Source organism: Nonomuraea sp. NPDC049709, from assembly GCF_040674815.1.
In the GTDB taxonomy this organism is placed as follows: domain Bacteria; phylum Actinomycetota; class Actinomycetes; order Streptosporangiales; family Streptosporangiaceae; genus Nonomuraea.
In genome coordinates, this window is sequence record NZ_JBFANM010000005.1 from 37,305 (window position 1) to 55,633 (window position 18,329).

The window sequence follows — 18,329 nt, forward strand, 5'->3', positions numbered from 1 at the left end:
CCCACATATGGCGTCTTTCCCGCCATTCTGGTGGGTGGCGCGGGGTTCCGCACGCGTTACGCCAAGGCCGAGACCGCGTCGGCGACGGCCTGCGGGGCCCGGAGCGGGATCCGGCGCCCGGCCCCGGGCAGGCGTACGTGCTCGGCGCCGAGCTCGCCCGCCAGCCACTCCAGGCAGCCGTCCCCCCGCTCACCGGTCCGGCCCGCGCTGATCATGGTGACCGGCACGTCCGGGAACGGCTTCTCGGCCCGCAGCCGGTGCAGGTCGGCGGCCATGTCGCGGCGGGCCAGCCACTCCCCCGCCATCGCGGCGGGCACCTTGCCCATGCTGTAGACGCCCGACGGGTCCGGCAGCCCGGTGAGCAGCCGGTGCGCGGCCGGCCCGGTCAGGCGGGCCAGGAAGGTCGCCCCCCACGTGCCGCCCAGCGCGGGCAGCCACCTGCCGGCGGCACCGGCGAACGGCAGCGGCCGGCGCCCGCCCGCGCAGGCCGGGTCCACGAGGACGAGCTTGGCCAGGCACAGCGGGTGCAGCCGGGCGAACGCCTCCGCGTGCCAGCAGGCCACGCCGTGGGCGACGACGGTGACCTGCTCGGGATGCGAGGGGGACAGCGCGGCCAGGCGGGCGACCTCGGCGTACAGGGTGGGCGGGGCGGGCGAGCGCGGGCTGAGGCCGAGCCCGGGGCGGTCGAAGCGGATGACGCGGCGGCTCCCGGCGAGCCGGTCGGCCACCGCGTCCCAGTGGAACCAGGCGCCCCCGTGCCCGGCCGTGATCAGCACCGCCGGCCCGTCGCCCGCCACGACGACGTGCGGTTTCCCGTAGCCGGCCGTCTGGTCGGCCGTCCCGGGCAGGACCCTGGCGCCGCCCACGCCGCCCATCCGGCCGGGCGCGACCCTCGGCTCCGCCTCGGCGTCCGGGTCGTCCCAGTCGGAGACGAGCAGGTGGAGCGCCACGTACACCAGCCAGACGGCGGTCATCGTGAGCTGGGCGCGATGAGCCAGGCCCACCCCGTGCCCGGCGGCCAGCGCGACGGCGGTGAGCAGCGTGGCCGCCAGGCCGAGCCAGGTGAACAGCCACGACACCCACGACCGCCAGCGGGCGCTGAGCAGCACCATGGCGGCCAGCACGGCCACCGCGCCGAGCACCCCTGCCAGCGCGTGGACCACGTGCCCGGACGACGTCTCCCGCCGCGCGCAGAGCGGATCGCTGAGCGCGGCGCAGTCCAGGGGGAACACCCCGGCCACGAAGGTCAGCAGCCCGAACGCGGCCAGCGCCAGCCAGCCCGGCCACTCGCGCGCCACCCTGGGGACGAGCGCCACTCCGAGCGCGCACGCCAGCCCCGACAGCGCGTCGCTGACCCGGAACAGGCGCGTCCACGGCTGGTCACGGGCGGCCAGCTCGCTGACGTAGCCGTCGGTCCTGTCCACCGCCGGCGTGGTGAACTGGCCGGTGATCCAGGCGCTGCCCAGAACCGCCGCCACGATGAACGCGCAAGCGGCGAGCACGAACAACCTTCGCTCCACGTGATCATTAGATCACTAGGGGCGATCATCGCCTATGAGCTCCCCGGTCAGAGCCCGGGAGCCCCCCAGACGGGGAACCAGCGGCTGAGATCCTTCTCCAGCGGCAGCTCGCCCTCCAAGGCGCCCCGAGCCTGCAGTTCGAGCGCGTTGTCACGCCTCTGTCCGGGCATGGGAGCGAACGGGTAGAAGGTGCCGCGTTTGTACAGGTAGACCACGGCCAGCCGTCCTTCGTTCGGCCCCGTGAAGGACACCAGCGAGCACAGCAGCGAGGGCCCGAACCCGGCCCCCTCCAGCGAGGAGTTGACCGCGTGCAGCTCGGTGACCAGGTCGCTGAGCGCGTCGGGCGAGCGGCGCACCAGGAGCCAGGTGTAGCCGTAGCCGTCGTCGGACTCCTCCACGCGCTCGCCGAGCAGCGCTTTGACGTCGCGTTCGAGCGTGGCGAAGGCGCCGCCCTCGGCGGCCCTGAACGCCACGGAGCCGAGACCGGTGGGGACGAGCCCGGTCGCGGCCTGCAGCGTCACGGCCGCCGACGGCAGCGCGAACAACGCGTCGAGGTTGGGCTGCACCGGCTTCGACCGGCCGAGCAGCGCGTCGAGCCAGCCCATCGTCAGCCCCTTCCGAGTTGCCGCGAGATGTTCGCCAGTTGCTCCAGCCGCCGCTCCAGCGACGGATGGGTGGAGAACAGGTTCGCCAGCGACTGCCCCCCGGCCAGCGCCGGGGCGAAGTAGAAGGCGTTGAACGGCTCCGCCTCGCGCAGGTCGCGGGTCGGGATCCTGGCCATGTCACCGGTCACCTTGGTCAGCGCGCTGGCCAGGGCCGAGGGGCGCTGCGTGAGCAGGGCACCCGCCCGGTCGGCGGCCAGCTCCCGGTAGCGCGACAGGGCGCGGGTGAGCAGGAAGCTGACGGCGTACACGATGACGGAGACCAGCAGGACGATCGCGCCGATCGGCACGCCGCCCTGGCCGCCGTTGCGGCGGCCGCCCAGCCCCGAGTAGAGCGCGAACCTGGTCATCAGCCCCGCCACGATCCCCAGGAACGAGGCGATCGTCATGACGGCCACGTCGCGGTGGGCGACGTGGGAGAGCTCGTGGGCGATCACGCCCTCGAGCTCCTGTGGCTCCAGGCGGCGCAGGATGCCGGTCGTCACGCAGACGACGGCCCGCTTCTGGTTGCGGCCGGTGGCGAACGCGTTGGGGACGTCGGAATCCGCGATCGCCACCCGTGGCTTGGGCATGTCGGCCATGGCGCACAACCGGTCGATCAGGCCGTGCAGCTCAGGGGCCTCCTGTGGGGAGACCTCCCGCCCGTGCATCGCGAACAGCGCGATGCGGTCGGACAGGAAGTACTGCACCAGCAGCAGGCCGCCTGCCAGCACCAGCACGGTCAGCGCCCGCACGCCCAGGGCGATCAGGACGCCGACGAACACCACGTAGAGGAGGCCGAGCAGGAACATCGTCACGACCATGCGGCTGGTCAGGCCGCGGTCGGACGCGAACCGCGTGCTCACGGGCTCAGCCCGGGATGAGGCCTTGGTCGCCCAGCATCTCCCGGACCTCCTCGATCGAGGCGTCCGCGGGGGGAAGGATCAGCTCTGACGGCTCAAGGCTGTCGTCGGGAAGCGCCTTGCCCACGTGGCGCACCTTGTCGAGCAACGCGTGCAGCTTGACGCGGAACGACTTTTCGTCGCCCGCGTCGATGGCCGCCTCGAGCTCGGTGTCCAGCTCGTTGAGGACCGAGATGTCGTCGGCGGAGATCTCCACCTGACCCTCGCCCATGATCCTGACAATCATGCGCCCTCCCCTGGCTGGCGCAGCTGCTGGGTGCCCCCCTGCTGCTGCGGCTGAGCCTGCGGCTGGGCCTGCTGCTGCGGCTGGCCCTGCTCGATGGCGCCCTTCGGCGCCGGACCCTGGCCCAGCTCGGCCTTCATCCTGGCCAGCTCCAGCTCGACGTCCATGCCGCCGCCCATGCGGTCGAGCTCGGCCTGGATGTCGTCGCCACGGGTGCCGCTGTAGTCGTCGAGCGCGCCGCTGGCCAGCAGCTCGTCGATGGCGCCGGCACGGGCCTGCATCTGCGCCGTCTTGTCCTCGGCGCGCTGGATCGCCAGGCCGACGTCGCCCATCTCCTCGGAGATGCCGGAGAACGCCTCGTTGATGCGCGTCTGCGCCTCGGCGGCGGTGTAGGTCGCCTTGATGGTCTCCTTCTTCGTGCGGAAGGAGTCGACCTTGGCCTGCAGCCGCTGGGAAGCCGTGGTCAGCTTCTCCTCCTCGGCCTGCAGGTTGTCGTGCTGGACCTTGAGGTCGGCCATCTGCGTCTGCAGGTTCGAGCGGCGCTGGAGCGCCTCCCGGGCCAGATCCTCACGTCCTACGGACAGCGCCTTGCGGCCCTGCTCCTCATAGCGCCGGGCCTGATTCTCCAGGCCGGTTATCTGGAGCTCCACCCTCTTGCGCGAGGTGGCGACGTCGGCCACCCCCCTGCGCACCTTCTGCAGCAGCTCGAGCTGCCGCTGATAGGAGTAGTCAAGGGTCTCGCGCGGATCCTCCATCTTGTCCAGGGCCTTGTTGGCCTTGGACTTGAAGATCATCGAAAGTCTCTTCATCACGCTCATGCGCGTCGGCCGTCCCCTTCTAGGTCGTGCTGGTGTCAATCCCAATGCAGCGCAGCCGCCTTGGGATTACCCTACGCATAACGCACGGGGGCGTCACTAAGTTGCAGTCCAGGTAGGGTTGACGTCGTGTTGCGACGCCGTTCCCAGACCTCCGTGGACGACACCCCCGTCCCCGTTGACGATCCTAAGCCCCAGGGTAAAGGTCGTCCCACACCCAAGCGCCGGGATGCCGAAGGCAAACGACGCCAGTACGTCTCCGCGCCGAAGGACCGTAAAGAGGCCTATCGGCAGATGCGGGCGAAGCAGAACGCCGAGCGCCAGCGTGCCCGCGAGGGCATGCTGGCAGGTGACGAGCGGTATTTTCCCGTTCGTGACAAGGGCCCCGCGCGCAAGTTCGCGCGTGACTGGGTCGACTCGCGGCGGCTGCCGAGCCAGTATTTCCTGCCGTTCTCGCTACTGATCCTGCTGGCCACGTGGATCCCCTGGCCGATGGCGATCCGGGCGCAGGTGCTCGGCTACGTCGTCACGATCGGCTGGCCGATCATGATGATCGGCGTGGTCGTCACCTCGGTCTACGTGGCCTGGAAGGTGAAGAAGCTGGTGGCCGAGAAGCTGCCCGGCGAGAGCGTCAAGGGCGTGGGCTTCTACGCGGCGATGCGGGCGCTGCAGATCCGCAAGCTCCGCTTCCCGCCGCCCGCGGTCCTGCCCGGCGGAAAGCCGGTGCCGCCCAAGCGGTGACCTCTCCGGCCGGCCCGGCTCGCCACCGCGCTCACGACCGCTCCCAGCGCAGCACCCCGCGCTCCACCACGGGCCGCCGGCCCTCGACCGGGGTGCCGTGCTCCAGCGCGTCGGCCACGGCCCGCATGAGCGCGTAGTAGGACGGCATCCGGGGTGCCATGCCGCTGGACGAGTCGTCCCAGCCCACGGCACCTCCCACGGAGTCGACCACGGCGTAGGCCATGACGTCCGAGCTGCGCCCCGGGTAGTACAGGAACGGGATCATCCGCCCGTTCCAGTACTCGACGGTCGGGTCGGGGCCGCGGTCGGTGCGTTCCCAGGAGCACAGCGCGCGCCAGGAGTCCCTGATCCGGCGCGTGCTGAGATTGACCGCGCCGTCGGGCCACGAACCGAACCCGAACGCCCGCTCCCCGCGCGAGCCGTTGTGGCGCAGCAGGGAGGCCCGCAGGTCGTCGGGGAAGTCCACACCCATCTGCGACTCGGCGACGGCGATCGTGCGCGCCTTGCCGGGCCCTGCCAGCGTCCGGTACGTGCGGGGCGCGTTCGCCTTCAGCCACCGCTCGACGCGCCGCCACTGCCGGTCCACGGCCCGCTTCACCCGCGGGTCGATCGGCCGAACGGTCACCGGGCGCGGCGCGGGCGAGCAACTCGGGTCGGGGATCTCGCTCGGCGGCGGAGTCGGCTCGGGAGTCGGCACCGGGGACGGCGCCGCGGGTGGAGCGCTGGGCTCGACGACCGCCGCCAGGGCCTCCTGCCGCACCTCGCCGGCCTGCCGGTCCGCCCCGGCGGCCCGCTCGTGGGCGGGCACCAGCGCGGCCACCAGGGTGAGCGCCACGAGCACGACGATGACCGCCCAGGCCACGACCATCCTCATGGACCGGGCCGGACGGGGGCCCGGCGCCCGGGGCGTTGGCTGCCTGGCGGGCATGCGGGCGCGACGGCGCAGCCGGACCGCGATCGCGGTCAGGATGGCCGCCGTCAGCGCCAGCCGTACGAGCTTCAGCACGTCGCGCACCCTATCCCGAAACCGATCACCCCATGCGCCGGGATTAAGGTCGGATGCATGGAATTCCGACACCTCGGTCGTAGCGGTCTCATGGTCAGTGAGATCAGCTACGGCAACTGGCTCACCCACGGCTCCCAGGTCGAGGAGGACGCCGCCAAGCAGTGTGTGCAGGCGGCACTCGACGAGGGCATCACCACGTTCGACACCGCTGACGTCTATGCAGGCACGAAGGCCGAGGAGGTGCTCGGCCGAGCGCTGAAGGGCGTGCGCAGGGAGTCGCTGGAGATCTTCACCAAGGTCTACTGGCCGACCGGTCCCGGCAAGAACGACCGCGGTCTGTCCCGCAAGCACATCACCGAGTCGATCAACGCCTCGCTGCGCCGCCTGCAGACCGACTATGTGGACCTCTACCAGGCGCACCGCTTCGACAACGAGACCCCGCTCGAGGAGACCCTCAAGACCTTCGACGACCTCGTACGCCAGGGCAAGGTCCTCTACGTAGGCGTCAGCGAGTGGAACGCCGACCAGATCGCCCGCGCCCTGAAGATCGCCGACGAGATGGGCTTCGACCGGATCGTGTCGAACCAGCCTCAGTACTCGATGTTGTGGCGCGTGATCGAGTCCGAGGTCGTCCCGCTGAGCGAGAAGGAGGGCGTGGGCCAGATCGTCTGGTCGCCCATCGGCCAGGGGGTGCTGACCGGCAAGTACGTGCCCGGCCAGCAGCCGCCGGAGGGCTCGCGGGCGACCGACAAGAGCGGCAGCGCCATGATCGCCCGGTTCATGAACGACGACGTGCTCGCCCGCGTGCAGGAGCTCAAGCCGATCGCCGCCGACCTCGGGCTCAGCATGGCGCAGCTGGCGATCGCCTGGGTGCTGCAGAACCCGAACGTCTCCAGCGCCATCGTCGGGGCCACCCGGCCCGAGCAGGTCCGCGACAACGTGAAGGCGGCGGGCGTCAAGCTCGAGGCCGACGTGATGAAGCGGATCGACGACGTGCTCGGGTCCGTCGTGGAGCGCGACCCGTCCAAGACCGTGAGCCCGAGCACCCGCCCATAACCCCATCAACAACAAAAACCCCTTGAGCCGCAGCAGCGCTCAAGGGGTTTTTCAGTTATCCGGCACTCACTCCGGACGCAATGACAATCCCGCGTATTCCACGCGGTCCTCATCTAGCAAAGCGACCTGCTCAACACCGGATTCCAGCAGGTCACGCCAGTTTTCCCCGAGCCAGGACTCCGCGTCGGCCTGGCTCGGAAAAACCTCTCGCGGCAAAGGGCGATCTGTTACCTCACCACCATTTGCATTTTCATAACGCCACCGCCATGTCATGCCATACGCTCCTTTTCCGCGGGTTCGCCGGCGCACCCTCCGCAGGCACTGGAACCCTACTCCCGAGCTTGGAGGTCAATCGATGCTGCGCGCATGTCGTGTTGCGGCTGGGGTCGCCCTCGGGGCGGCCGCCTTCCTCTCTCTCCCCCATTCCGCCCTCGCCTCACCCTCCATCGCACCCGGCGAACCGGCTCCCGGGGCGGCCGATCCGCACGCCCCGCGGTCGTGGAGCGCGTGGCGCAGCGACGGGACGGCGTGGCTGTCCACCGCGCCGGGCGACACCCCGGAGGGCGGCTCGGTCATCGGCTGGCGCTTCTCGGTGGCGCCGGACGGCGCGGCGGGCGAGTCGCCGGGCGGGGACCTGCCGTCGTTCGAGGCGGTGTGCGGCAAGGAAACCGCGGCCTCCGGGCACAAGCGGGTGGTGGTGGCGGTGGACTTCGGCGACGGGGACGCCGACCCGTACCCCGGGGAGCAGCCGCCCGCTCAGGGGGTGCTGAAGTGCGTGGCGGGCGCCGAGAACGCCACCACGGCCGAGCTGCTCGCGTCGGCCGCCAGGGTGCGCGTGGACGCCCAGGGCGGCGTGGTGTCCGTGGACGGCTACCCGGCCCAGCCGCAGGGCGGCACGGACCTCCCGGCCCCGGCCGTGGCCCCGGGCGGCGCCGGGAGCGGGCCGCCGATCATGCTGATCGCGGGCGGGGCCGGCGCGCTGGCCCTGCTCGGCGCCGGCGCCGTCATCGCCACCCGCCGCCGCACCCGCCCCACCACCCCAGCCAACCGCTGACCCCCTCCCCCACGTACCACGCCCCACCGCGCCGGCCTGGCTCGTGGGTGGTGAGGCGGCGAGCGGGCCTCCCGGTAACACCGGCCCGCCCGGCCGGACGCGCGACCTCGTGCGTCACCGGCCCGCCCGGCTGCCGATTCATGGGCGCTACCGGCCCGCACAGCCGGCGCCCCATGGGACCCGCACGTCGGACGGCCCAAGGGCCCACCCGCCCGCACAGCGGACGCCTCATGGGCGCCACTGGCCCGCGCGGCTGACGCCCCATGGGACCCGCGCGGCTGACTGCTCAAGGGCCCACCCGTCCGCACGGCTCTGGGAGTCGTCGGCCCGCCCAGCGCGCGTCCGGGAGCCCCTCGCGTAAGACGCAGGCCACCCTCGGCCTGGACGCAGGCTGCCGGCGCGCCTGGGCCGGCCTGGCGTCGCGGAGGCCGTAGAGGGGCTCACTCCTGTGCGGTGGGGACCGACATAGGGCCGTGCGGGCCTCCGGCGCGTCCGGGCGGGCCTGGGGGCGGTGGAGGGCCGGGTGGGGTGGGTCGGCGCCGGGTTTGTACGCTCGGCGCGGTGAAGGTCCTTCTCACCGGTACCGGGGGCGGCGCGGGCTGGCCGGAGCCCGGCTGCCGGTGCGCCTCGTGCGCCGGCCTGCCGCCCGGCCATCGCCGCCCGTTCGGCCTCGTCGTGGACGGCGTGGTCCCGTTCCCCTTCGTGGGCCTGCCGCGCGGGTACCGTGCCTGCGCCGACGGCCTGGGGCTGGTTTGCCCGGACGGCTCGCGGCTCCTCTGCCTGCTCCAGGGGCGGCCCGTGCCGCCGGACGGGCCCGCCAGGTACGACGTGGTGCTCATCGACCTGCTCGACCGCCCGGAGCGACTCGGGGAGCTGCGGCGGGCGGGGCTGGCGGACGGCGCGACCCTGGTGGTGGCCGTGGGGCTGGATCACCGGATCCGGTCGGAGGAGGAGCTGGCCAGGCGGCTACGGCTCTGGGGAGCCCTCGCCGTCCCCGACGGCACGGAGCTGGAGACCGGCACGGAGCGGACCCCACAGGTTCCGCAGGAGAGCACGACGCGGCTCCCGCAAGAGAGCACGACGCCGCTTCCGCGGGAGAGCGCGACGCGGCTTCCGCAGGAGAGCGCGACGCGGCTTCCGCAGGCGCAGCGGGGCGGACGGGTGCTGCTGCTGGGCGGGTCCAGGTCCGGGAAGTCGGCCGAGGCGGAGTTGCGGCTGGCGGCGGAACCGCACGTGACCTACGTGGCCACCGGGCCCGGCGGCGCGGGCGACGGCGAGTGGGCGGCGCGGGTGCGGGCGCACCGGGAGCGGCGGCCCGCGCACTGGGCCACCGCCGAGACGACCGACCTGGCCGGGACGATCCGCACGGCCACCACGCCGCTGCTGATCGACGGGCTGGGGACCTGGCTGGCGGCGGTGTTCGACGAGCACGGCGCCTGGGAGGGCGATCGCGCGCCCGTCACGGCACGCTGCGACGAGCTGGTGGCAGTGTGGCGGCAGGCGTCACAGCCGATCGTGGCGGTGTCCGACGAGGTGGGGATGGGCGTGGTGCCCGCCACGGCGAGCGGGCGGGCGTTCAGGGACGCGCTCGGGCGGCTCAACGAACGGCTGGCCGCCGAGTCGGAGTATGTGGCGCTGGTGGTCGCCGGGCGCCTGCTGGAGCTGTGACCGGAAGTTACCGGGCGCCTGCTGGAGCCGTGATCGGAAGTTACCGGGCGCTTGCTGGAGCTGTGACCGGAGGTTACCGGCGGGCCGCTCTGGCGTACCAGCGGCCTTCCACGCGGTCCACGTTCAGGGCGCGGCCGAAGCAGTCGCTCAGGCGGGCCGGGGTGAGCACGTCCGCCACCGGGCCGGCGGCCAGCACCCTGGCGTCGCGCATGAGCATGGCGTGCGTGGTCGTGGCGGGCACCTCCTCCACGTGGTGCGTCACCGTCACGGTCGTGAGCACGGGCCTGGTGGTGGCGAGGTCCTCGACGGCGGTGATGAGGTCCTCGCGCGCGGGCAGGTCGAGCCCCGCGAACGGCTCGTCGAGCAGCAGCACCGCCGGGTCCGCCATGAGCGCCCTGGCCACCCGGATCCTGGCCCGCTCCCCCTGCGAGCAGACGCGGAACTTCCGGTCCGCCAGGTCCTTGCAGCCCAGGTCGGCCAGCAGCCGGTGGGCCCGCTCGCGCTCGGCGTCGCCGTACTTGTCCCACAGCGGAGCGCTCGTCCCCGTGTGCCCGGTGAGCACCACGGTGTGCGCGGTCGCGCCCTCCTCCTCCATCAGCTCCTCGTCGATCAGGTGCTGGCTGTCGGCGACCAGGCCGATGTGGCGGCGCAGCTCCCGCACGTCGACCCGGCCGAGCCGGTGGCCGAGCACCCTGACCGCTCCTTCGCTGGGGTGCCGAACGGCGGCCGCCAGCGACAGCAAGGTCGTCTTGCCCGCGCCGTTGGGCCCGAGGATCACCCAGTGGTCGCCGTAGTCCACCTGCCAATCGACGCCGTCCAGCAGCGATTTGCCGACAACCCGGACACCTACGCCTTCCAGTTCAACCACGTGCATCCCGCCACACTAGTGGGCCCTAGGATCGTCCGTTATGCGACTGATGGACGGGCTGAGGTTCGCTGTGGGCACGCTCTGCGCCTTTCCCGTTCGCGTCGAACGAGTGGATCGGCAGGTGGCGGGGCAGGCGATGGTGCTGGCCCCGGCCGTCGGGCTGGCGCTCGGCCTGGTCGCCGCGCTGCCGCTGCTGCTGCCCGCGCCGCCCCTGCTGGGAGCGGTGCTGGCGCTCGGGCTGCTGGCCCTGCTGACCCGGGGGCTGCATCTCGACGGGCTGGCCGATCTCGCGGACGGCCTGGGCAGCGGCAAGCCGCCGCCGCAGGCGCTCGACATCATGAAAAAGTCGGACATCGGGCCGTTCGGCGTGATGACGCTGGTGCTCACGCTGATCGTGCAGGTCGTGGCGCTCGCCGACGCGGGGTTCTGGGCGCTCGTGACGGCCTGCGTGGCGGGGCGGCTGGCGCTGACGTGGGCCTGCCGGTCCGGCGTGCCCGCCGCCCGCCCCGACGGGCTGGGCGCGATGGTCGCGGGCACGGTACGCCGTCCCACCGCCTGGCTCGCCACCCTGGCCGCGCTGCTCGCCGCCGCCGTGATCGGCATGCTCTCCGCCCCCGGCGCGGGTCTGTGGGCCTGGGGCGGCGACGGCTCTGCCGGCTGGGGCCGCGAGCTGTCCGTCACCTACGCCGAGCCCTTTCTCGCCGGCGCGTGCCCGCAGGCGGACGAGCCCGGCCTGCGCTACTACGACATGGAGTCCGAGTACCCGATGGGCATGCTGTCGGCGAGCGTCGAGTGCGGAGCGGCGGGGTTCACGGGCCTCCTGGTGGCGCCGGTCGCGCTGCTGGCCGGGCTCGGCGCCGCGCTGCTGGTGCTCCGGCACGCCAGGCGCCGCCTCGGCGGGATCACCGGGGACGTGCTCGGCGCGCTCGTGGAGACCGCCACGGCCACCACGCTGGTGGTGTCCGCGATCCTCGGCTGAGCCTCGCGGACGCGGCGGCCGGGTGCGCGGGCTCCCGGCCGGGCGATCAGGCCACCGGTTCGGCGGACTCGGCCGGCCGGGGCTGCTGCGGGCGTACCGGGTAGAAGCGGAGCACGACCGCGCCCAGCACCGCCAGCAGCAGCCACCCCACCACGCCGGTGATCCCGGCCAGGAGTTCGTTCGGCGGGTCGGAGGCGTCGCCGAGCAGCAGCGCGACCGAGGCGATGGCGTTCAGCGAGGCGTGCGCCACCACCGCGGGCCACACGCTGCCCGTGCGCAGCCGCAGCCACCCCAGCAGCACGCCGGCCAGTACGCAGAAGCCGATGAAGGCCAGCGCCGCCCAGGAGCCGAGCCTCGGGTAGTTGTAGCCGAGCAAGGTGAGCGGGGCGTGCCAGAGGCCCCAGACGAAGCCGGAGATGAGCAGCCCGGCGAGCACGCCGTTGGTGGCGACGAGCCGCGGCACCAGCCACCCCCGCCAGCCCCACTCCTCCCCCAGCGCCGGGATGCCGTTCAGCACGGGTCCCGCCGCGACGCCGATCACGATCTGCAGGAGGGCCACCGTGCCCATGTCAGCGGGCGCCTGCACGCCGCGGGCCTCCATCGCCTCCCGGTAGAGGCTGAGCCCGTCGAGGTCCAGCGAGACCAGCCCCAGGGCGGCGCTGATCCCCATGGCCACGAACACCAGCAGCGGCACGCCGAGCCAGGCGGTCAGGACGAGCAGGCCGGTGCGCCCCTTGCGCTCCCCGAGCGTGAGGCCGGTCTCCCTGGCCCACTCGCGGAACGGCGTGCGCGAGACGGCCCACGCACCGAGCACGCCGACGGCCGGCGTGAACATCATCAGCGTGGCCAGCGCCTGTGTCAGCGGCGAGCTCAGCCCGCCGCCGAGCCACAGGGGCAGCGCCGCCGCCCAGGACAGCCCGAAGGCCAGGACGATGAAGACGAGCAGGGGTCTTTTCATGGCTGGACACGCTCCGCGATGAGGGCGTTGATGAGGGATGCGCCGCGCTCGGCGTCGTCGACGCTGATCGCCAGCTGACCGCCCGTACGGTAGCGGAGGACCAGGCATTCGCCGCCGCGCAGCATGATGGTGGCGTTCCCGGGCACGCCGCGGAAGCCCCAACCTCCGACGTCGCCCGGCACGCGCTCCTCCCGCCAGGCCGCGTCGATCCTGGACAGCGGGATCATGCGTCTCGGCCGGCCGAGCGGGCCGAAGCCGATCGTGACCGCATCGTCGCCGACCATGACGGTGGCGGACGCGGTCGCCAGCCCGACCACGAGCACGATGACGGACGCGGACAGGGCGGCGGCCGGCACGCCCGAGGGGAGCAGCCCCGAGAGGGCGAGCACGGCCAGCACCGCGGTGACGGCCAGTGCGGCCAAGGCGATGGCCGCCAGCCACCGGTTGACGACGCGGCTGACCCAGACCGCCCGCTGCCCCGGCCTGAGCCTGAACACGGGCGGCGCCTGGCTCCCGGCGGACGGCTGGTCGGGCGCGCCCCTGACCGCGTACGCGGCCAGGGCCCCGGTGGCGGTCATGGCGGCGAGGACCGCCGGGATGTGCCAGCCCGGCAGCAGGGCCTCCCGCCAATCGGAGGCGTCGAGGTTGACGGCCAGCGTCGAGGCGGTCGTGCCGAGCAGCAGCACGCCCAGCCCGACCAGGCAGCCCCAGCAGGTCATCCGCTGCACCCGCCGCCCCTGCGTGCGCAGGCCGAGCACGAAGAAGACCAGCCACAGCACGGCCCAGAGAACCTCGGCGACGAGCACGTGTCCCGTCAGGGAGTTCGACCCGTCGGGCACGGCGCCCGACGTCCCCCAGTGGGTGGCGATGGGATCGGGCAGCCGGTCGCGCAGCCCCAAGGGGGCCAGGACCAGCGCACCGGCCACGATCAGCCACCACGCGACGGCGACCACACGGGCTCTCATGTCAGTTCCTCCAGGATGGCGATGAGGTCGTCACGGCTGTAGCCGTGCTTCTTGGCCTCCTCCAGCAGCTCGCGCGCCCGCTGGGCGAGCAGGGCGCGGCCGTCGGCGCGGCCGGCCACGCTGACGCCGCGGCCGCGCCTGAACTCCAGCAGCCCCTCGTCTCGCAGGTCACGCAGCGCGCGCAGCACGGTGTTGGGGTTGATGCCCAGCGCCTCGGCCAGGTCGCGGGCCGGCGGCAGGCGGTCGCCCGGCCGGTACGCACCCTCTCCGATGGCACGGCGGATCGCGCCCGCCACCTGCTCGTGCAGGGGCCTGGCGTCGTTGAGATCGAGCGTCAGCAGCATGGTGCTAATGACAATAGCACCATTCATCCCAGAATGCTGACCGATGATTGGTAGGATGAACCCCTGTTTGTGAGTACGCAGAAACCGTGGATAGCATCGGTTTACGTGACCACTGTGCGGCTGAACTCAGCAGATCCAGTCTCCATCGACACCGATGCGTTGATTGTCGGCTTCGGGCCGGGCAACGCCCCCGCGTCGGGCGCCGAGTCCCTGGAAGCCGCCTTCGGCGGCAGGCTCGCCGGCTCGCTCGACGCCGTCGGGTTCTCCGGCAAGGCCGGGGAGCTGGTGAAGCTGCCGACGTTCGGCGCGATCGCGGCCCCGCTGCTGGTCGCCGTGGGCCTGGGCGACTCCCCCGACCTCGAGGGCCTGCGCCGCGCCGCCGGCGCCGCCGTGCGTTCCCTGGCCGGCACCTCCCGCGCCGCGCTCGCCCTGCCCGCGGCCACCGCCGAGCAGGCCGAGGCCGTCGCGCTCGGCGGGCTGCTCGGGGCGTACGCCTTCTCCCGTTACCGCACGAACGGCGAGCAGAAGGCGCCGGTCGCCGAGCTCACGGTGGTCTCCGGCGAGTCCGGGCACGCGGCCGAGCGCGCGAGCGTGCTGGCCGAGTCGGTCGCCCTGGTCCGCGACCTGGTCAACACGCCTCCCTCCGACCTGTGGCCGGCCAAGTTCGCCGAGCTGGCCGAGCAGGTGGGCGGCAAGGCCGGGCTGAGCGTCGAGGTGCTGGACGACAAGCAGCTCAAGGACGGCGGCTACGGCGGCATCGTCGGCGTCGGCCAGGGCTCGGCCAACCCGCCGCGCCTGGTCCGCCTGGCCTACAGCCACCCGGAGGCCGGCAAGACGCTCGCGTTCGTGGGCAAGGGCATCACGTTCGACTCGGGCGGCCTGTCGCTCAAGCCGGCGGCGGCCATGGACTGGATGAAGTCCGACATGGGCGGCGCGGCCGCCGTGCTCGGCGCGATGATCGGCATCGCCCGGCTCGGCCTGCCGGTCAACGCCGTCGGCTACCTCTGCCTGGCGGAGAACCTGCCGAGCGGCACCGCCCAGCGCCCCTCCGACGTCATCCACAGCTACAGCGGCAAGACCGTCGAGGTGCTCGACACCGACGCCGAGGGCCGCCTGGTGCTCATGGACGGCATCGCGCGCGCGGCCGAGGACGGCCCCGACGTGATCGTCGACGTCGCCACCCTCACGGGCGCCCAGATCGTCGCGCTCGGCTGGCGCACCGCCGGCATCATGGCCAACGACGACGCCGTCAGGGAGCTGGTGGTCGAGGCCGCCGGCGCCGCCGGCGAGAGCGCGTGGGGCATGCCGCTTCCCGAGGAGCTGCGCAAGGGTCTCGACTCGCCGATCGCCGACATCGCCAACCTCCACCCCGAGCGCTGGGGCGGCATGCTGGCGGCGGGAATCTTCCTGAAGGAGTTCGTGCCCGACGGGGTGCGCTGGGCCCACATCGACATGGCCGGGCCCGCCTTCAACAAGGGCGAGCCGTACGGTTACACCCCGAAGGGCGGCACCGGCGCCATCACCCGGACCCTGATCGGACTCGCAGAGCGGCACGCGAGCATCTGAAACAAATGAAAAGATGACGGCATCACGAACACCCCGACAAGGAGCACTCCTGTGGCCTATGACATCGTCGTCCTAGGGGGCGGCAGCGGCGGTTACGCCTGCGCGCTTCGGGCGGCTGAGCTGGGCAAGTCGGTCGCCCTGATCGAAAAGGACAAGATCGGCGGCACCTGCCTCCACAGGGGATGCATCCCCACGAAGGCCCTGCTGCACTCCGCCGAGGTCGCCGACGAGACCCGCGAGAGCGAGTCCTTCGGCGTCAAGGCGCGTTTCGAGGGCATCGACGTCCAGGGCGTCCACGCCTTCAAGGACAAGATCGTCACTCGCGCCTGGAAGGGCGTGCAGGGCCTGCTGAAGGGCGCGGGCGTGACGATCGTCGAGGGCGAGGGCCGCCTCGTCGGCGCCAACCGGATCCAGGTCGGCTCCGAGGTCTACGAGGGCCGCAACATCGTCCTGGCCACGGGCTCGGCCCCCAAGTCGCTGCCCGGCCTGGAGATCGACGGCGAGCGCGTCATCACCAGCGAGCACACGCTCAGGATGGACCGCGTGCCCACCTCCGTGATCGTGCTCGGCGGCGGCGTGATCGGCGTCGAGCTGGCCAGCGTCTACCGCTCCTTCGGGGCGGAGGTCACGATCGTCGAGGCGCTGCCGCACCTGCTGCCGACCGAGGAGGAGTCCAGCTCCAAGCTGCTGGAGCGGGCCTTCCGCCGCCGCGGCATCAAATACGAGCTCGGCGTCTTCTTCGACAGCGCCAAGACCACCGAGACGGGTGTGGTCGTCACGCTGGCCAACGGCAAGACCCTCGACGCCGAGCTGCTGCTCGTCGCGGTCGGCCGCGGCGCGGTGTCGGCGGGCATGGGCTTCGAGGAGCAGGGCATCGCCATCGAGCGCGGCGCGGTCGTGGTCGACGAGCACTGCCGCACGTCCGTGCCCGGCGTCTACGCCATCGGCGACCTGATCCCCACCCTGCAGCTGGCGCACGCCGGGTTCGCGGAGGGCATCATGGTGGCCGAGCACATCGCCGGTCTCAACCCGCCGCCCATCGACTACGCCGGCGTGCCGCGCATCACCTACTCCGACCCCGAGGTGGCCTCGGTCGGGATCACCTCGGCGCAGGCGGCCGAGCGCGGCATCGAGGTCGTCGAGCAGGTCTACGACCTCGCGGGCAACCCCAAGAGCCAGATCCTCGGCACCTCGGGCGCCGTGAAGGTCATCGCCCAGAAGGACGGCCCCGTCGTCGGTGTCCACATGGTGGGCAGGCGCATCGGGGAGCTCGTCACCGAAGGCCAGCTGATCTACAACTGGGAGGCGCTGCCCGCAGAGGTCGCCCAGCTCATCCACGCACACCCGACGCAGTCCGAGGCAGTCGGTGAGGCGATGCTGGCCCTGGCCGGCAAGCCGCTGCACGTACACAACTAGTCCAGCCCTCGAGATCAGAACGCGAGAGAAGAATAACGATGCCGGTCTCCGTACAGATGCCCCAGCTCGGCGAGAGCGTGACCGAGGGCACGGTAACCCGTTGGCTGAAGAAGGAGGGCGAGCGCGTCGAGGCCGACGAGCCGCTCCTCGAGGTGTCGACCGACAAGGTCGACACCGAGATCCCGTCGCCGTCCGCGGGTGTCCTCACCAAGATCGTCGTGGCTGAGGACGAGACGGTCGAGGTCGGCGCCGAGCTCGCCATCATCGACGAGAACGCCCAGCCGGGCGCCGCCGCTCCGGCACCGGAGGCGGCCCCCGCGCCGGCTCCCGAGCCGGAGCCCGAGCCCGCCCCCGCGCCGGCTCCCCCGGCCTCCTCGATCCCGCAGCCCGCTCCGGCGCAGCCCGCCCCGGCCCCCGCGCCTGCCCCGGCCCCCGCGCCGCAGGCCGCTCCCCCGGCGCAGCCGTCGCCGATCGCCACCACCCCGGCCGCAGAGCCCACGCCGCTGCCGTCCTCGGGTGACAGCCCCTACGTGACGCCGCTGGTGCGCAAGCTCGCCAACGAGCACGGCGTCGACCTCGACAGCATCAACGGCACCGGCGTGGGCGGCCGGATCCGCAAGCAGGACGTCCTCGAGGCCGCCAAGGCGCAGCGCGAGAAGGCCGTCGCGGCCCAGCCCGCGGCCCCGGCTCCCGCCGCCGCCCCGGCCGCCGCTCCGGCTCCCGCCGCGCAGGCCGCCCCGGTCGCCGCGGCTCCCGAGCCGGTGGAGGTCGACACGACGCTGCGCGGCCGTACGGAGAAGATGACGCGCCTGCGTCAGACGATCGCCAAGCGCATGGTCGAGTCGCTGCAGACGGCGGCGCAGCTCACCTCGGTCGTCGAGGTCGACGTGACGAGGATCGCGCAGCTGCGGGCGCGGGCGAAGGACGACTTCCTGCGCCGCGAGGGCGTGAAGCTGACCTTCACCCCGTTCTTCGCGATGGCCACGGTCGAGGCGCTCAAGCAGCACCCGAAGCTGAACGCCACGATCAACAACGAGACCAACGAGGTCACGTACTTCGACGTGGAGAACCTCGGCATGGCGGTCGACACCGAGCGCGGCCTGCTCGCGGCGGTCGTCAAGAACGCCGGCGACCTCAACCTGGCCGGTCTCGCCCGCAAGATCACCGACCTCGCCGAGCGCACCCGCAACAACCAGGTGACGCCCGACGAGATCACCGGCGGCACGTTCACGCTGACCAACACGGGCAGCCGGGGCGCGCTGTTCGACACGCCGATCCTCAACCAGCCGCAGGTCGGCATGCTCGGCACGGGCGCCGTCGTGAAGCGGCCGGTGGTGATCGACACGCCTGAGGGCGAGGTCATCGCGGTGCGGTCGATGGTCTACCTGGCGCTGACCTACGACCACCGGCTGGTCGACGGGGCCGACGCGGCGCGCTTCCTGACGACGATCAAGCGTCGTCTGGAGGAGGGCCGGTTCGAGGCCCAGCTCGGTCTCGCGTAAGGCGGATCGCTGATCGGCCGGGGGGCTCCTCGACGGGGCCGCCCGGCCTTTCGCCTGTCCGGGGGCGGGGCGGCGTAGTGTGAG

19 protein-coding genes are annotated in these 18,329 nt (G+C 72.6%); 8 read left to right on the plus strand and 11 right to left on the minus strand.

Annotation, left to right across the window (positions count from 1 at the left end):
* Positions 1–56: 56 nt before the first annotated feature.
* The 5 genes from AB0J69_RS06355 to AB0J69_RS06375 are packed head-to-tail and all read right to left on the minus strand — an operon-like array spanning position 57 to position 4,125.
* A complete protein-coding gene (locus AB0J69_RS06355; RefSeq protein WP_364113489.1) occupies positions 57–1,520 on the minus strand; it encodes an alpha/beta fold hydrolase in 1,464 nt (487 codons plus the stop codon).
* A gap of 47 nt (positions 1,521–1,567) precedes the next feature.
* Positions 1,568–2,125 carry a hypothetical protein gene (locus AB0J69_RS06360; protein ID WP_364113491.1) on the minus strand — a complete coding sequence of 186 codons (558 nt, stop codon included), beginning with the start codon at positions 2,123–2,125 and terminating at the stop codon, positions 1,568–1,570.
* A gap of 2 nt (positions 2,126–2,127) precedes the next feature.
* The gene (htpX, locus tag AB0J69_RS06365; RefSeq protein ID WP_364113493.1) at positions 2,128–3,027 is read right to left on the minus strand and encodes a zinc metalloprotease HtpX; all 900 of its coding nucleotides are present in this window, start codon (positions 3,025–3,027) and stop codon (positions 2,128–2,130) included.
* A 4-nt stretch (positions 3,028–3,031) separates the two neighbouring features.
* Complete coding sequence (locus tag AB0J69_RS06370; RefSeq protein ID WP_132519798.1) at positions 3,032–3,310, minus strand: hypothetical protein; 279 nt, start codon at positions 3,308–3,310, stop codon at positions 3,032–3,034.
* On the minus strand, positions 3,307–4,125 hold the full coding sequence (locus AB0J69_RS06375; protein ID WP_364113495.1) for a PspA/IM30 family protein: 819 nt from the start codon (positions 4,123–4,125) through the stop codon (positions 3,307–3,309). The genes AB0J69_RS06370 and AB0J69_RS06375 overlap by 4 nt, the downstream gene beginning before the upstream one ends.
* Positions 4,126–4,278: 153 nt before the next feature.
* Between AB0J69_RS06375 and AB0J69_RS06380 the strand changes: the two genes are divergently transcribed.
* A complete protein-coding gene (locus tag AB0J69_RS06380; RefSeq protein ID WP_364113497.1) occupies positions 4,279–4,863 on the plus strand; it encodes a DUF3043 domain-containing protein in 585 nt (194 codons plus the stop codon).
* A gap of 31 nt (positions 4,864–4,894) precedes the next feature.
* Here the strand turns inward: AB0J69_RS06380 and AB0J69_RS06385 are convergent, their stop codons facing one another.
* Positions 4,895–5,869 (minus strand): SMI1/KNR4 family protein, encoded by a 975-nt coding sequence (locus AB0J69_RS06385; protein WP_364113499.1) that lies wholly within the window; start codon positions 5,867–5,869, stop codon positions 4,895–4,897.
* Between the two features lie 57 nt (positions 5,870–5,926).
* On the opposite strand from AB0J69_RS06385, the gene AB0J69_RS06390 reads away from it, so the two are divergent.
* The gene (locus AB0J69_RS06390; RefSeq protein ID WP_364113501.1) at positions 5,927–6,925 is read left to right on the plus strand and encodes an aldo/keto reductase family protein; all 999 of its coding nucleotides are present in this window, start codon (positions 5,927–5,929) and stop codon (positions 6,923–6,925) included.
* Between the two features lie 66 nt (positions 6,926–6,991).
* Here AB0J69_RS06390 and AB0J69_RS06395 read toward each other — a convergent pair whose 3' ends face one another.
* Positions 6,992–7,198, minus strand: a complete 207-nt coding sequence (locus AB0J69_RS06395) for a hypothetical protein (protein WP_138693754.1) — start codon at positions 7,196–7,198, stop codon at positions 6,992–6,994.
* Positions 7,199–7,280: 82 nt separating this feature from the next.
* Here AB0J69_RS06395 and AB0J69_RS06400 point away from each other — a divergent pair, with 82 nt between their 5' ends.
* On the plus strand, positions 7,281–7,979 hold the full coding sequence (locus tag AB0J69_RS06400) for an SCO2322 family protein (RefSeq protein WP_364113503.1): 699 nt from the start codon (positions 7,281–7,283) through the stop codon (positions 7,977–7,979).
* Between the two features lie 561 nt (positions 7,980–8,540).
* Positions 8,541–9,647, plus strand: a complete 1,107-nt coding sequence (locus AB0J69_RS06405) for a bifunctional adenosylcobinamide kinase/adenosylcobinamide-phosphate guanylyltransferase (protein WP_364113505.1) — start codon at positions 8,541–8,543, stop codon at positions 9,645–9,647.
* A 73-nt stretch (positions 9,648–9,720) separates the two neighbouring features.
* Here AB0J69_RS06405 and AB0J69_RS06410 read toward each other — a convergent pair whose 3' ends face one another.
* A complete protein-coding gene (locus AB0J69_RS06410) occupies positions 9,721–10,521 on the minus strand; it encodes an ATP-binding cassette domain-containing protein (RefSeq protein WP_364113507.1) in 801 nt (266 codons plus the stop codon).
* 34 nt (positions 10,522–10,555) lie between these two features.
* On the opposite strand from AB0J69_RS06410, the gene AB0J69_RS06415 reads away from it, so the two are divergent.
* Positions 10,556–11,494 carry an adenosylcobinamide-GDP ribazoletransferase gene (locus AB0J69_RS06415; RefSeq protein WP_364113509.1) on the plus strand — a complete coding sequence of 313 codons (939 nt, stop codon included), beginning with the start codon at positions 10,556–10,558 and terminating at the stop codon, positions 11,492–11,494.
* A 46-nt stretch (positions 11,495–11,540) separates the two neighbouring features.
* Here the strand turns inward: AB0J69_RS06415 and AB0J69_RS06420 are convergent, their stop codons facing one another.
* The 3 genes from AB0J69_RS06420 to AB0J69_RS06430 are packed head-to-tail and all read right to left on the minus strand — an operon-like array spanning position 11,541 to position 13,761.
* The gene (locus AB0J69_RS06420; RefSeq protein WP_364113511.1) at positions 11,541–12,452 is read right to left on the minus strand and encodes a CPBP family intramembrane glutamic endopeptidase; all 912 of its coding nucleotides are present in this window, start codon (positions 12,450–12,452) and stop codon (positions 11,541–11,543) included.
* The gene (locus AB0J69_RS06425; protein WP_364113513.1) at positions 12,449–13,417 is read right to left on the minus strand and encodes a hypothetical protein; all 969 of its coding nucleotides are present in this window, start codon (positions 13,415–13,417) and stop codon (positions 12,449–12,451) included. The genes AB0J69_RS06420 and AB0J69_RS06425 overlap by 4 nt, the downstream gene beginning before the upstream one ends.
* A complete protein-coding gene (locus AB0J69_RS06430) occupies positions 13,414–13,761 on the minus strand; it encodes a GntR family transcriptional regulator (RefSeq protein WP_364113515.1) in 348 nt (115 codons plus the stop codon). Before AB0J69_RS06430 ends, AB0J69_RS06425 begins: the two co-directional genes overlap by 4 nt.
* A gap of 105 nt (positions 13,762–13,866) precedes the next feature.
* Between AB0J69_RS06430 and AB0J69_RS06435 the strand changes: the two genes are divergently transcribed.
* Genes AB0J69_RS06435 through sucB form a run of 3 tightly spaced genes read left to right on the plus strand, consistent with a single transcriptional unit; the run spans position 13,867 to position 18,245 of the window.
* Positions 13,867–15,327: a leucyl aminopeptidase gene (locus tag AB0J69_RS06435; protein ID WP_364113517.1), complete on the plus strand. Its 1,461-nt coding sequence runs from the start codon at positions 13,867–13,869 to the stop codon at positions 15,325–15,327.
* 51 nt (positions 15,328–15,378) lie between these two features.
* Positions 15,379–16,743, plus strand: coding sequence for a dihydrolipoyl dehydrogenase (gene lpdA / locus AB0J69_RS06440; protein WP_364113519.1), 1,365 nt, complete (start codon positions 15,379–15,381; stop codon positions 16,741–16,743).
* A 38-nt stretch (positions 16,744–16,781) separates the two neighbouring features.
* A complete protein-coding gene (gene sucB, locus AB0J69_RS06445) occupies positions 16,782–18,245 on the plus strand; it encodes a 2-oxoglutarate dehydrogenase, E2 component, dihydrolipoamide succinyltransferase (protein ID WP_364113521.1) in 1,464 nt (487 codons plus the stop codon).
* The last annotated feature ends 84 nt before the right edge of the window (positions 18,246–18,329 follow it).

What these genes read in the sequence shown, in the direction of transcription:
- AB0J69_RS06395 (WP_138693754.1), bottom strand. Translation starts at nt 7,198, where the DNA reads ATGACATGGCGGTGGCGTTATGAAAATGCAAATGGTGGTGAGGTAACA.
- AB0J69_RS06415 (WP_364113509.1), top strand. Translation starts at nt 10,556, where the DNA reads ATGCGACTGATGGACGGGCTGAGGTTCGCTGTGGGCACGCTCTGCGCC.
- AB0J69_RS06370 (WP_132519798.1), bottom strand. Translation starts at nt 3,310, where the DNA reads ATGATTGTCAGGATCATGGGCGAGGGTCAGGTGGAGATCTCCGCCGAC.
- AB0J69_RS06425 (WP_364113513.1), bottom strand. Translation starts at nt 13,417, where the DNA reads ATGAGAGCCCGTGTGGTCGCCGTCGCGTGGTGGCTGATCGTGGCCGGT.
- AB0J69_RS06400 (WP_364113503.1), top strand. Translation starts at nt 7,281, where the DNA reads ATGCTGCGCGCATGTCGTGTTGCGGCTGGGGTCGCCCTCGGGGCGGCC.
- AB0J69_RS06410 (WP_364113507.1), bottom strand. Translation starts at nt 10,521, where the DNA reads ATGCACGTGGTTGAACTGGAAGGCGTAGGTGTCCGGGTTGTCGGCAAA.
- AB0J69_RS06360 (WP_364113491.1), bottom strand. Translation starts at nt 2,125, where the DNA reads ATGGGCTGGCTCGACGCGCTGCTCGGCCGGTCGAAGCCGGTGCAGCCC.
- AB0J69_RS06430 (WP_364113515.1), bottom strand. Translation starts at nt 13,761, where the DNA reads ATGCTGCTGACGCTCGATCTCAACGACGCCAGGCCCCTGCACGAGCAG.
- sucB (WP_364113521.1), top strand. Translation starts at nt 16,782, where the DNA reads ATGCCGGTCTCCGTACAGATGCCCCAGCTCGGCGAGAGCGTGACCGAG.
- AB0J69_RS06375 (WP_364113495.1), bottom strand. Translation starts at nt 4,125, where the DNA reads ATGAGCGTGATGAAGAGACTTTCGATGATCTTCAAGTCCAAGGCCAAC.
- AB0J69_RS06390 (WP_364113501.1), top strand. Translation starts at nt 5,927, where the DNA reads ATGGAATTCCGACACCTCGGTCGTAGCGGTCTCATGGTCAGTGAGATC.
- AB0J69_RS06420 (WP_364113511.1), bottom strand. Translation starts at nt 12,452, where the DNA reads ATGAAAAGACCCCTGCTCGTCTTCATCGTCCTGGCCTTCGGGCTGTCC.